The sequence below is a fragment of the Microbispora cellulosiformans genome, from assembly GCF_008728085.1.
Classification (GTDB): Bacteria; Actinomycetota; Actinomycetes; order Streptosporangiales; family Streptosporangiaceae; genus Microbispora; species Microbispora amethystogenes.
On the sequence record NZ_VYTZ01000013.1, the window covers coordinates 141,756 to 155,169 of the forward strand.

General features: G+C 72.7%; 8 protein-coding genes. 5 read left to right on the plus strand and 3 right to left on the minus strand.

What is annotated here, in order from left to right; translation table 11 throughout:
* Positions 1 to 95: 95 nt before the first annotated feature.
* The 4 genes from F5972_RS29330 to F5972_RS29345 all read left to right on the plus strand — a co-directional run bounded on the left by F5972_RS29330 (position 96) and on the right by F5972_RS29345 (position 6,392).
* Positions 96 to 2,255: a hypothetical protein gene (locus F5972_RS29330; protein ID WP_225312002.1), complete on the plus strand. Its 2,160-nt coding sequence runs from the start codon at positions 96 to 98 to the stop codon at positions 2,253 to 2,255.
* Between the two features lie 147 nt (positions 2,256 to 2,402).
* Positions 2,403 to 3,779 (plus strand): multicopper oxidase domain-containing protein, encoded by a 1,377-nt coding sequence (locus F5972_RS29335; protein ID WP_150938023.1) that lies wholly within the window; start codon positions 2,403 to 2,405, stop codon positions 3,777 to 3,779.
* Positions 3,780 to 3,876: 97 nt separating this feature from the next.
* Positions 3,877 to 4,620, plus strand: a complete 744-nt coding sequence (locus F5972_RS29340; RefSeq protein WP_150938025.1) for a YcnI family copper-binding membrane protein — start codon at positions 3,877 to 3,879, stop codon at positions 4,618 to 4,620.
* Positions 4,617 to 6,392 carry a copper resistance CopC/CopD family protein gene (locus F5972_RS29345; RefSeq protein ID WP_150938027.1) on the plus strand — a complete coding sequence of 592 codons (1,776 nt, stop codon included), beginning with the start codon at positions 4,617 to 4,619 and terminating at the stop codon, positions 6,390 to 6,392. Before F5972_RS29340 ends, F5972_RS29345 begins: the two co-directional genes overlap by 4 nt.
* A gap of 52 nt (positions 6,393 to 6,444) precedes the next feature.
* Here F5972_RS29345 and F5972_RS29350 read toward each other — a convergent pair whose 3' ends face one another.
* Genes F5972_RS29350 through F5972_RS29360 form a run of 3 tightly spaced genes read right to left on the minus strand, consistent with a single transcriptional unit; the run spans position 6,445 to position 12,379 of the window.
* Entirely contained in the window at positions 6,445 to 7,677 is a 1,233-nt protein-coding gene (locus F5972_RS29350) for a type III PLP-dependent enzyme domain-containing protein (protein ID WP_225312003.1), read from the minus strand.
* The gene (locus F5972_RS38455) at positions 7,674 to 11,009 is read right to left on the minus strand and encodes an IucA/IucC family protein (protein ID WP_225312004.1); all 3,336 of its coding nucleotides are present in this window, start codon (positions 11,007 to 11,009) and stop codon (positions 7,674 to 7,676) included. The genes F5972_RS29350 and F5972_RS38455 overlap by 4 nt, the downstream gene beginning before the upstream one ends.
* Entirely contained in the window at positions 10,994 to 12,379 is a 1,386-nt protein-coding gene (locus tag F5972_RS29360; RefSeq protein WP_150938029.1) for an ATP-grasp domain-containing protein, read from the minus strand. The genes F5972_RS38455 and F5972_RS29360 overlap by 16 nt, the downstream gene beginning before the upstream one ends.
* A 117-nt stretch (positions 12,380 to 12,496) precedes the next feature.
* On the opposite strand from F5972_RS29360, the gene nudC reads away from it, so the two are divergent.
* Entirely contained in the window at positions 12,497 to 13,411 is a 915-nt protein-coding gene (gene nudC / locus F5972_RS29365) for an NAD(+) diphosphatase (protein WP_404803086.1), read from the plus strand.
* Positions 13,412 to 13,414: the final 3 nt, after the last annotated feature.

Consider the following 13,414-nt stretch of genomic DNA (forward strand, 5'->3'; position numbering starts at 1 on the left):
GACTGGCTTGGCTGCTGACCCCGATCCTGGTTCTCGTAACAATAGGGGTCAGTCCTTCCTCATCCCAGGCGCTTCCGATCGGTGTAGGAACGCCGGTGCAATTCACGCTAACCGACAATCAGGGTGCGTGGTTCGACACCGGTGCGACGCTGTTCGGCACGCGGTCGCTCGGCGTCGCCGTGACGCCGAGGACCAAGCTCGCGTCGCTGCCGCTGGACACCGACACGCTGCTCAACGGTGATCTCGGCGGCGGCCTGCTCAACCTGCCGCTGCTCAACGGCGACGCGCCGCTGATCGGCAGCCTCGGTGTGAACGTCAACAGCCTGCTCAACCTCGACCAGCTCAACTCGGCGGTCGACGCGGCGGGCGGCGTGCTCGGATTCCTGAACCCGACGATCCAGCGTGCCAAGACGCAGATCAACCAGCTCAGCCAGCAGCTGTCGACGGTGCCGGACAGCAGCGCCACCCCGCTCGGCAGCCTGCCCGTGGGGCTCGACCTGATGCGCACGCTCAAGGAGGTCGCCGCGCTGGCGCCCACGGACCTGAGCCTCGCGCCGAAGGCGAAGTTCGCGGTGGCGGCACCGGCGGCCGCCTCGGCCCACTCGGTGACCAGCCTGATCTGGCCGGTCGGCGCGCAGCCGATCGACCAGAACAGTGCGTTCATCGGCAACGCCGAGGCCAACCTGACCGAACCGGGCCTGTACGCGTGGGCCTGCAAGATCCACCCGTACATGCTCGGCGCTGTGGTCGTGGACGACCCGCTCACGCCCGGCCTGGACTTCGGCAAGAAGCTCAACGTCAACGTCAAGGGCGGCATCGTCGTGCCCAGCTCGGCCGACGTGGTGCAGGAGCTCGTGCAGAAGTTCTTCCGGATCACCACGCCCGACAACTGGCAGGTCTACAGCAACACGCAGACCAAGAACTGGAACCCCTACTACCCGCCCGCGCCGATCCTGGAGTACGACGCGAACGAGCAGCCGGTGATCATCCCGAGCCTCGACGCGTACTACAACAGCAAGTTCAACGAGGGCGTCACGCTGCCCGCGCTGACCCAGCGGCCGAGCGTGCCCGGCGTCGGTGAGCTCTGGGTCGACACCCAGATGGAGCAGTACGCCGGCAAGGTCAAGTCCGGCGCGGCGACCAAGGTCGACGTGCAGAACTGGACCGTGGACCGGAAGGTGGCGCTACCACAGATCAACCTCAACAACCCGCACAACATGTGGTCGGATCGCGCCGGAAAGTACATCTATCAGACGGAATGGTTCTCCGACCGCCTGACCGTGTTCGACCGGACCACGGGTAAGCTCGTGCGAACTATCCAGGTCGGCCCGGACCCATCCCATGTGATGACCCGGACCGACACCGACCAGCTCCACGTCGCCATCAACGCCGGCAACGCGGTGGTCGAACTGAGTCCGGGTGCCACGCAGATCGACAGACGCATCCTGGTACAGGGTCCCGGCCAGACACCGGCCCACCCGCACGCGCACTGGATGAGCGCCGACGGGCACACCATGGTCACGCCGAACGTCAACCACAACAACTCGACGATCGTCGACGTGCCGTCGGGCTCGATCCAGGAGGTGCAGACCGAGCAGCTGCCCATCGCGACCGGCATGATGCCGGACTCCTCGAAGTACTACGTGGCCAACTTCCTCGGCCAGAGCGTCTCCTGCGTCTCGCTGGACGGGCCGGCGTGCCACTCCGACAGCGGCACGAAGGTCGGCTACAAGTCCATCAACCTGTGGGCGAACTACGACATGGTGACCGGGGCGACGACCGGGGGCTTCGGCGGCCTGCCGATCCAGATCCCGGTCAGCCCTGACGGCAACGTGGCGTTCGTGGCGAACACGCTCACGAGCAACATCGCCGTCATCGACACCAAGACCGACAAGGTCATCAAGTACCTGCCGTGCGACTCCGGCTGTCACGGCATCAACTTCGGTGCCAAGCGCGGCGGCGGCTACTACGCCTACGTGTCGAGCAAGTTCGCCAACACCCTCGCCGTGATCGACCCTGACCCCAACGGCGACGGCAGCCCCGCCGACTCCACAATCGTCGGCAAGATGGTTCTCGACTCGGCCGCGGGCACCGCCGTGGACGACGTCGTGACCGGCTACAACGGCATGGGCGGGCAGGGCGTCTTACCCTACCCGATCGTCTACAACGGCTGGGTGCAGAACGCCACGCCGGAGATGGCGGACCAGCTCACGTGTGCCCAGCTCAACCCCATCAACCAGGGGGTCTGCGAGTAACTGCGGGCCCGCCCTGCGGGGGAGGGACCGTGAAGCGGACGGTCCCTCCCCCTGACCAGGGCCCCCGATCGCGCACCACCCACGCCGGTCCATTCGGCCGCCGACACGTGGGCGCGTGCATTCCACAGTAGACGAGGAAGTACACCCATGTCTGATACGACCGCGCCGGAGCCCTTCGCGGCCCTCCGGCGTGCCCTCTCCGACGCCTCGCCACCGGTACGGCGGCTGATGCTGATCGGCGTGATCGCGCTCTCGATGCTGGTCTCCGGCGCGGCACTGTTCGCGCCGAAGGCCGCGAACAGTGCCACGAACCACACGATCGCGATCAAGAACTTCGCGTTCACGCCGGACGTGCTCACGGTGGCACCCGGCGACACGGTCACGTTCGTCAACCAGGAGACGGACGGTACCGTCCACGCCATCCGCGGCGACTTCACGTCCCCGGACCTGCCGCCCGGGGCGAGCTTCATGGTCACCGTCGCCGCCGCCGGCTCGTACAACTACTACTGCAGTTTCCACCCGTACATGACCGGCATCATCAACGCCGGGACGGCACCGCCGTCGCCGTCGCCGTCCCGCTCGCCGAGCGTGAGCCCGTCGCCGTCCCGCTCGCCGAGCGCGAGCCCGTCGCCGAGTGGCAGCCCGGGCGCGAGCCCGAGCGTCACCCCGACGACGCCGGCGCCCGGCTCCGCGCCCTGCGACAACCCGGTCCTCGGCGCCGACCAGGGCGATGGCACCCGGCTGGCCGCCTACAACCTGGTCGGCAGCGTCAAGGTGTTCAAGCTGTGCATGTCGCAGACCGACTGGGAGGTCTCGCCCGGGGTGGTGAAGCCGGCGTACACGTTCAACGGCATAGTGCCCGGCCCCACCATCAAGGTCAACGAGGGCGACCAGGTGCGGGTCATCGTGCAGAACGACCTGCCGGAGCACACGGCGGTGCACTGGCACGGCATGCAACTGCCGAACGCGCAGGACGGCGTGCCGGACATCACCCAGCCGCACATCATGCCCGGCAATACCTACACGTACGAGTGGACCGCCAAGTCGACCGGCACGCACTGGTACCACTCGCACATGGGTGGCGGCCAGGTCGGCCGGGGCCTCTACGGCGCGCTCCTGGTGACCCCGACGCTGGGCGACATCGCCGCCGACAAGCACTACACCATCGAGATCGGCGACGGTTCCAACGGGTTCACCTTGAACGGCAAGTCGTACCCGGCGACCGTGCCGCTGGCGGCGGCGGTCAACCAGAAGGTCCACGTCCGGCTGATCGGCACGGGCCCCGAGATGATCCACCCGATGCACCTGCACGGGGTGCCGTTCCAGGTCGTGGCCCAAGACGGCAACAAGCTCGCCTCACCGTACACCGTGGACACGCTCAACGTCGGCGTCGGACAGACGTACGACATCGTTTTCCAGCCCAAAGAGCCCGGGAAGTGGATGCTGCACTGCCACATCTTCTCCCACTCCGAGGGACCCAACGGCATGATCGGCCTCGTGACGATCGTCAATGTGACGCCGTAATCGCCGGCTGAACCCGCCTCCGAACCCGTGCCGGTCAGCCGTGAGCGCACCTGGCCGGCACGGGCTCCACATACCGATACGCGCAAGGAGTCCGCGCATGAAGCTCATCCGTGGCGTCGCCGCGACGCTCGTCGCCGGCATCGCCGTCCTGCTCGCCCCCACCTCGCCGGCGTGGGCCCACGTCACCGTTTCCCCCTCGGTCGCCACCACCGGCGGCTACGGCACGTTCGCGTTCAAGGTGCCCGACGAGCGCGCGGACGCGAAAACGACCCGCGTCGAGGTCGTCTTCCCGGAGAACGCCCAGCTCACCAGCGTCTCCCTGCGCCCCGTCGCGGGCTGGACGGCCACTGTCGCCACCCGGCAACTGCCGAACGCCGCGTCCGGCGGGGACGAGGACGAGGTCGCCAACAAGGCCGTCACGGGCATCGTGTGGGAGGGCGGCGCCATCAAGCCCGGCGAGTTCCAGGTCTTCGAGGTGTCCCTCGGTCCGCTGCCCACCACGCCCGGCCAGCTCGTGTTCAAGGCGCTGCAGACCTACAGCGACGGTGAGGTCGTCCGCTGGATCGACATCCCGGAGGCCGGCGCGCCACGGCCCGAACACCCGGCGCCGGTGATCGACGTCAAGCCGGCGGACGCACAGGCCGCCGCGCCCGCCGCGCCCGCCGCGGCCACCCCCACCCCCACCGGCGACGGCGTCGCTCGCCTGCTCGGCTGGGCCGGCCTCGCGCTCGGCGCCCTCGCGCTGCTGACGGCGGCCGCGACCGGGCTGCGCCGGCGCACCCCGGTGCCGGCCTCCGCGCCGCTCGCGGAGGCGGACACCGCCGCGCGGCTCTCGCCGTGACCCGCACCAGGACGCGCGGCGCGGGGCTCGCCGTCCTCCTCGCAGGGTTCGCCACCGCCGTGTCCCTCGTGGTGGCGAGCCCTGCCTGGGCGCACGCGGAACTGGTCGACGCCGCGCCGGCCAACGGCCAGATCTACCAGGACTCCCCTCGGACGCTGCTGCTGCAGTTCACCGACCCGGTGACCGTGCCGCCGGACGGCCTGCGGCTGTTCGGCCCGGACGGCGCCCGCATCGGCATCGGCGCACCGGTCCACCGCGTGGGCGACGACACGTCGGTGGAGGCCCCGCTGAACGGGAAACTCGCCGACGGCGTCTACACCGTCTCGTGGCGGGTGGTGTCCTCCGACAGCCACCCGGTGCAGGGCGCCTACACGTTCACCGTCGGTACGCCGGGCAGCCGCCCGGCCGGCGTCACGCCCCCGGGCGATCGTTCCGGCGATGCCGCGACGGCGTACGGCGCCGCCCGGTGGGCCGCGTTCGCGGGGTTCGCCGTGCTGCTCGGCACCGCGTTCTACCTGGTGTGGTGCTGGCCGGCCGGTGCGCGGCGACGGCCGGCCCGGCGGGTGTTGTGGGCCGGCTGGGGCGCCAGCCTCGCCGCCGCGATCGCCTCCGGCCTGTTGTACGGGCCGTACGTGGCCGACGGCGATGTGGCGGGCGCCTTCGACCCGCGGCTGCTGTCCACGACGTGGGACACCGGCCTGGGCCGTGCCCTCGGGATTCGCGTCGCTCTGCTGCTCGCCGCGGCGCCCGCGCTCGTCTGGTTGCTGAACCGCTACCCGGACGCGCCGGACCGCCGCACGCGGTGGACGGCCGCGGCGGCGGTGCTCTCGGCCGCCGCGGCGCTCGCCGCGACCTGGAGCATCGCGAACCACAGCGTGACGGGCGAGGCCGGCGGGTTCGCCGTGCCGGTCGACGTCGTGCACCTCGTCGCCACCTCGGTCTGGCTCGGGGGTCTCGTCGCGCTCGCCATGACGCACGTGCCGGCCCGCGACGCCGTGACCCTGCGCGTGGCGGTGCCCCGGTTCTCGCACACGGCGCTGGTGTGCGTGGCGCTCATCGCCGCCACCGGCCTGTTCCAGGCATGGCGGCAGGTCGGGTCGCCGCCGACGCTGTTCGCCACCGCGTACGGCCGGGTTCTGCTGGCGAAGGTCGCCCTCGTGGTCGTGCTGGTCGCGTTCGGCGCCGCCGCCCGCAGATGGGTCGCCCGCCACTACGGCGCGGGCGGCAACCGGCGCCGCGGCGGCCCTGACCCGCACCAGCTCTACGCGTTCTACCGGCGGCTGCTGGCCGAGATGGCGGTGGGCGCCGTCGTGCTCGGCCTGTCCGCCGCGTTGGTCGCAATGGAGCCGGCCCGCTCGGCGTTCGCCGAGCACCGCTCGACGGCGGCGCCCGCGAATACGGCGGCGCCCGCGAATCGAGCGGCGCCGGTGCCGGCCGTGCCCACACCCGTGCCGTTCTCGGCCGGCTCCGGCCCCGCCTCGCGCGGTGCGGTGCTGCTCGCGGTATTCCCGCCCAAGGTGGGGCCGGCGCAGCTGCACCTGTCGGTGCTCGGCCCGAACGGCGCGCCGCTCAACGTGCCGGAGGTGCACGCCGCCATGACCCTCACAGACCGGGACCTCGGGCCGATCCCGGTGGAGCTCCAGGGCGCCGGCGGGCACTACATCGGCCAGCTGAACCTGCCGTTCCCGGGTCGCTGGCAGGCCGTTCTCACGGTCCGCACCACGGAGACGGACCAGGCCACGGTTCGCGTCGTGGTCGACGTGAGCGCCTGAAGGGCGGACTCAACGCGGCCCGCCTCGCCAACTCCGCGAAGGTTCTCGGCCCTCAGCTCAAGTAGTGGAACTCGGGCTTCGGGTGCATGAGGAAGTCGTGGTGGGAGATGTTCCAGGCGTACGCGCCGGCCATTGCGAAGGCGACGACGTCGCCGACGGCGAGTGCGGCGGTGACGCGGCGGGCGAAGACGTCCTTCGGGGTGCAGAGCCGTCCCACCAGGGTCACCGGGCCGTCCTCGCCCTTCCCGCTTCGGGGCAGTACGGCGAACGGCTGGTCGTGGCCCTTCGTCACCGGCGTCCGCAGGTGGTGGGTGCCGCCGGAGAGCACGGCGAAGCGTTCCCCGTGGACTCGCTTCACGTCGAGCACGGTCGTCAGATACCACCCGCAGTAGGCGGTCAGGGCCCGTCCCGGCTCCACGCGCAGCGTCTCACCGGGCCGGGCGAGCTCCCGCAGGCCCGCGCCGTACGCCGCCCAGTCGAACCGCTCCTCGGGACGCATGTAGGAGACGGCCATCCCGCCGCCGAGGTTGAACTCCCGCAGGCCCAGGCTTCTGCCGTACGCGAGCACGGCCTCGGCGAGGGTGAGCAGGTCGGGGGCGGCCAGGCCGCTCGCCAGGTGGGCGTGGACGCCCCGCAGCCGCAACGCCCCCCGCCCGTCCGGCTCGCCTGAGAGGCCGCCTGAGACGTCGGCTGAGACGTCGGCTGAGACAGGGCCTGGCAGGCGCCTTGAAAGGCCGCCTGAGCGCCTCCTTGGGATTCCATCCGAGGCGGCGTCGCCGGGGGTGGAATGAGCGAGCAGGGCGAGGCATTCGGCGACCCCGTCCGGGTCCATGCCGAACGGTGTGGCGCCGCCGCCCATCGCGAGGGCCGCGCCGGTGACGGGCACGTCGAGGTTGACCCGCAGCAGCACGTCCGCCGGGCCGCGCAGGCGCCGCAGTTCGGCCGGGCTCTCGACGTGCCACCGGTGTGCCGAGGGGGCCAGGGCCAGCTCGGCGCCGGTCTTGCCCGGCCCGCCGAAGCTCAGCGGGGCGTCCGGCAGCAGCGCCCTGACGTGCTCGAACTCGCCGCCGGAGGAGACCTCGAACCCGTCCGCGTACGGCGCGAGAACCCGCAGCACCTCGGGGTCGGGGTTGGCCTTGACGGCGTAGCAGAGCTCGGTCCCGGCCAGTGCGGCGCGTACGGCCGCCGCATGGCGGGCGAGCCCGGCGAGGTCGTAGACGTAGGCGGGGACGTCGTCCAGCGACTCGGCGACCTGCCGCACGGCCGATGGGATGTCCATGCTCATCCGCGCCCCCTGGCGTGGGTCGGCTCGGGCCAGAGCGGGCGGGAGCGCAGCCCGGGTGGCGCGAGTGGGTTGGCGACGGGCACGTATCCGGCCTCCCGGTCGGCCGCCCTCGCCCACCGTACGGTGAGGTTCGCCTTGGCGGGCAGCGGCGCCCCCGCCAGCAGCCGGGTCAGCGGCACGAGGGCGTCAGGACCGGCGGCGTGGCTGTCCACGTAGCGCTCAAGGGACGCGCGGGCGGCGGCCCACAGGTCCCGCAGGAGACGCTCACCGCCCGCGTCCGCCAGCCGGGCCGTCGCCGGGTCCGTGGCCGGGCCTGTCGTCCGGCCCGTCGCCGCGTCGGCCACTGCGTCGGCCACTGCGTCGGCCACTGTGGCGGCGACCTCCGCCAGATGGTTGACGAACAGGCAGTAGGCCACCCGGTCCCAGCCGCGGCCGGCGTCGTACGACAGGGAGCCCGCCACCTCGGCCGGCAGGCCGGTCAGGTCGTGGCGGCCGGCGACCAGCTTGGTGCCCTCCAGGTCGCGGAAGACGACCTCGGCGGGCCACCCGTCCGCGTCGAACCCGACGAGCACGTTCTGCACGTGGGGTTCGAGCACGACGCCGTGCCGGATGTAGGCGTCGAGCACCGGGTATGCCACGCGCTCGGCGTACGCCTCGAACCAGGCGACCGGGTCGGCCGCCCGGCGGGCCAGGACGGCCTTCGGGACCCCTTCGCCGCCCGCCGCCACGGCCGCGGCGAGGACCGGCGTGACTCCCGGCCCGCACACGGCCCACGGCCCGGTACGGACGATCACCGAGAGCCCTTCCAGCAGCCGCGTGCCGAGCGCGGCCGACCGATAGCCGGGCTCGGGCAGCCAGCGGGTGCCAGGAAAACGCCTGTCCAGCAGCTCGAAGACGGGGGCGAGCCGCCGGGTCAGCTCCACCGCGCCGGCCAGCTCGTACCACGCGTTCTTGCGCACGCAGTTGGTGATCCGCACGTCGAGGCTGAACTTCAGGCACACGCCGGCGCCGGGGTCGTACACGGTCCGGACCGAGGAGGTGGGCACGACCGTGCGGGGGCCAGGCCCGAGGTCCACGAGCCGCCCGTCCGCGAGTGGCTCCCGCAGGTCGGCGGCCAGCAGACGGAGCTGCCACGGATGGGCGGGCAGCGGCAGGTAGCCCGGCGGCGCCTCGCCGAAGCCGTCCAGCGCCGTCGTGTCGCCCTCCTGGGCCACCAGGTCGGCGCGCACTCCGAGCAGTCGCGGCGTGAACCGCGCGTGCGCCTCGGGCGCGTGGTCCAGCCAGCCGTCACCCGCGCGGGCCTTTGGAGCCGGATGGAACGGGTGCCCGGCCACGAGCGCCTGCTCCGAGGCGAGCCAGGGGTCGGCGGGCGGGGCGGCCCGCTCGCGGGCGGCGAGGATCGCGACGGCCGCGTCGCGCCCGGCGCGGACCTGGTCGGCGAACTCCTCGTTGCCGCCGTCGAGATCGCTCTCCACGAGCGCGAGGAGGGAGGGCAGGTCGAGGGGCCGCCACCGCCCCTCCGCCAGGCACTCGGGCGGGCCGTCGAAACGCAGGGCGATGCCTCCGCGCGCGCGGACGCGCACCGGTGTCCCGGCCACCCGGAGCGTCAGATGCGGCCCGGCGGCGCGTACGTCGCCACGCGGGCCGCCGATCTCACGCAGCCAGCAGCGCAGCAGCGCCCCCAGCGCGGTCTCGTCGGCCTTCAGATCCGCAGCTGGGAGATCCACGCATGGGAGATCCACGGAGCGGGCGCCTCTCAGATAGTTGGGGCCGGTCGTTCCGTAGAACTTGTTGACGTCCCGGGCTCCGGTGCGCTCCTTCGCGACGAGCGTCCCGGCGACCACCATCGACTTGCCGGTCAGGCGGGCGGCGTCGAGGGTGCGGGCCCGCAGCAGCCGGGCCATCGGGTCGTCCCCGTACGGCTCCAGCGCGGCCGTCAGCGCCCGCCGGACCAGCGCGGCGCCGGAGCGGGGCAGCAGGCCGTGGGCCACCGCCATGGCGGCCAGGTGCAGGGTGATCGTCACGAAGACGTCGGCGAGCGAATAGGGGTCGTCGGTCAGCATGCGCGCGTCGTCGAAGTCCGGCGTGTCGAGCCCAGCGGCCCGCAACCGCCCGGGGGAGGCGAGCAGCCCGTCGTTGTCCTTGACCAGCAGCCGCATGGGCCCGTCGCCGAACAGCAGGGCCAGGTTCTGCTGGTGGGCCTCCAGCGCGACGCCGTACCGCACGAAGAGCGCGACGTTCCAGGCGAACAGCGCCGAGAGGTAGTCGTCCAGCAGCGCGCGCACGTCGCCGCCGTAGTGCCGCCCGGCCACCTCGTGCGCGACGAGCCGGTCGTCCCCGTCCGGCAGCGGCGCGAGGAGGGCCGCGACCGGGACGATCTCGCCCTCGGGCAGCCCGCGGACCAGCCAGCCCAGATATTCGTGCCCCGCGTGCCCGTACGTCTGCTCGTCGGCGAGCGTGGCGCGCAGGCCGGGCTCGCGCACCAGGATCCGGCGCAGCAGCGACTCGGCCAGCGCGCCGTCACGCAGCGTTCCCGGTTTGATCGACCTGCGGTTGCGCAGGCCGAGCGTGCTGGTGGGCAGCGGCACCTTGAGATGGACGCGCGGGCCGACCTCGACCGTCCGCATCGACAGGGTCGGCCGCACCTCCAGGTACGGACGCCGCCCCGGCACCAGCCCGGAGAGCCCCGCCACGAGCGGCTCCGCCAGGGGATGGACAGGGAACAGCACGTGCGTACGGGCGAGGCCGGGCGGCAGCCCGACATCTTCTGGCCGGGGCCACCACGCGGGCGGTTCCGGCCGCGACAGCGTCGCAAGCTCCCGGGGCACCGCCGTCCAGCGCATCGTGAACTCGGGCGCGAACTCCGGCGCGTACGACGGCAGGTCGCCGGGGTAGACGCCGAGGCGGCAGCGCGCCGTCGGATAGAGCGGATGGTCCACCGAGGCGGCCAGCGACTCGTAGCGGATCAGTCCGTCCCGCCCGCGCAGCCGCCGGGCCACCTCGCCGCGCAGCCGGTGCCGGGCCTTCAGGGCCGTGAGCGTCTCGCGGCACTCCCGGGCGAAGGCGGCGACCCCCTCGGCGTCGGCCGGGTCGGCGACCTCCCGCAGCGTGTCCAGCACCTCGGCCAGGCGCAGGCGCTCGTCAGGGGCCGTCGAGAAGTCCTGGAACGGGCTGCCCGGCGTGAGGCCGGCCCGCCGTCCCGAGGCGAGGACGATCGCGACGCCGTCCCTGTCGCGGGTCACTCTGGAGGAGACACCGCCGTAGTCCTCCCGCAGCAGCGCGTCGAGCACCCGCGCGGCGAGGTAGTGCTCCGCCGTCATGCCAGCACCCAAGGGTGCTCCTTCCGGAACGCGTCCACCGCGGCGTCGACGTGCTCCCGGTCCGGGCCGACGGCGCGGAGCAGGCCGAGATAGTCGCGGTTGGTGCCGGTCACCTCCACGTGCTCGCCGATCTGGCGCAGTGCCCGGTGCCACAGCCGTACGCCGTCCCCGGCACCAGCCGCCGAAAGACCCGATGCGGAAAGACCCGGCCCGGAAAGACCCGGCGCGAAGAAGTCCGGCGCGGGAATGCTGAGCGCGGGAAGGTCGGGCGGTGCGGCGGTGACCGTGCCGGAGCGCTCGGCCATGAGGCTCACGACAGACCCGTACGCCGGGCGCGGGCCGCCGACGTCGAGCGCAGCGTGGTCGAACGGACCGGCGGCGAAGGCGTCGAAGTCGAACGCGGAGAGAGGCTCACCGGCGTGGATCCGCAGGACCCATTCGTGCAGGGGCACGTTGAGGAGGTCGGCCAGCAGGAAGTCGCAGGTGTCGCCGATGAGCCGATAGTTGATCTCGATGATCCGCGGGCCGTCCCGGGTGACGGCGTATTCGGTGTGGCACACCCCGAAACCGACGCCCACGGCGTCCAGCGCGGCGGACAGGCGGGGGAGGTGCCCGGGGTCCGGGGGCCGCCAGTCCAGACGTTCCTCGACGAATCGCGGCGGCGGGCCGAGCGTGGTGGCGAACCCGCCGAGGACCCGCCGCGCGCCGCCGCTGTGACGCCCACCGCCGCCACCGCCGTCCCGGCCGCCGCTGTAACCGCCACCGCCATGGCCGCTGCTGTAACGGCCGCCGTCACCGGCGCCGTCGCCGAGGGTCTCCAGTGTGCGCACCGGCCCGTCCAGGAACTCCTCGGCCACCAGGACCTCTGCCGGGCGGCGCTCCCGGATCTCCGCCACCGCCGCGCGCAGCGCGTCCGGGCCGCCCACGAGCACGACGTCCTCGCTCGCCACGCCGAGCGCGGGCTTGACCACCACCGGGTACGGCAGGTCGCGCGGGAGGTCGCCGCCGGGAGGGATCCGTACGGACCTGACCGGTTCCACGGCGGCGAGGGCGCGGCGCGTGAGCGCCTTGTTCTTGGCGGTGACGCAGGCCCGCCAGTCCTTGCCCGGCAGGCCGAAATACTCGGCGGCGAGTGCGGTGGGGGCCTGGAGGTGGTCGGAGTTCGAGAAGATCGCGCCGGGCGGGTGATGGGCGGCCACGGCGTCGATCACGGCCCTGGCGTCGCGGACGTCGGCGGCGAGGACCTCGCATCCCGGGTACCCGGCATACCGATCAGGTTGGTCGGTGAGTATCGTCACGTCCCAGCCCAGCGCGGCCGCGGCGGGAAGGAAACCGCCGGTCACCGAGTCGGTCGGGTTGAGCGTGGTGAGGTACAGCCGCACCGGCCCTCCGATAGGTAAGGCTAACCTAAGTGAGTGCATCCTAGCGCGGTGACGCGAGGAACGGGCTTGACGGGGAGATTGCCGCGGCGGCGCCAGTGGAAGGATGACGGCGTGGAAATCGCGGACGGACTGCTCGGCCCCCTGCTCCTCGCGCGGAGCGCCATCGACCGATCGGCGGCCCTGCGCGGCGACGAGGAGTGGCTGCGAAGGGCCTGGGAGGCGGAGAAGACGAGGGTCCTCCTCGTCCACGACGGCCGCACGCTGATCAGCCGCTTCACCGACGGCGCGGCGCTGGTGCTCACCTCTCCGGCGGAGGCGCCGGAGGGCACGCGCTATCTCCTCGGCGTGGACGAGGACGGCGTGCCCTACTTCGCGGTCAACGCGCCGCTGCCCGAGCCCGCCCGGAGCGCCGGCGACGTGGCCGGCCTGCGGGAGGCCGCGGTGCTGCTCGACGACCGTGACGCGGGGCTGCTCGTCTACGCGGTGGCCCTGGAGGCCTGGCACGCCACCCACGAGTTCTGCCCCAGGTGCGGCGGCCCCACGGACGTGACCGCGTCGGGGCACATGCGGGTGTGCCCGCGCGACGGCAGCCAGCACTTCCCCCGCGTCGACCCCGCCGTGATCATGCTGGTCCACGACGACGAGGGCCGCGTCCTGCTGGCGCGCGGCCCGGCGTGGCCGGCGAACCGGATGTCGGTGCTCGCCGGGTTCGTCGAGCCGGGCGAGTCGCTGGAGCACGCGGTGGTGCGCGAGGTCCTGGAGGAGGTCGGCGTCGCCGTCGCCACCCCCCGCTATCTGGGCAGCCAGCCGTGGCCGTTCCCGCGCAGCCTGATGCTCGGCTTCTTCGCCCGCGCCGTCACGACCGACCTGCGCCCCGACCTGGACGAGATCGCCGAGGCCCGCTGGCTGTCGCGGGACGAGCTTGACGCCCAGGTGCGGTCGGGTGATCTGCTCCTGCCGCCCGAGGTCTCGATCGCCCGGCGGATGATCGAGACCTGGTACGGCGGGCCGATTTCCGACTCTGGCCGGTAGAGG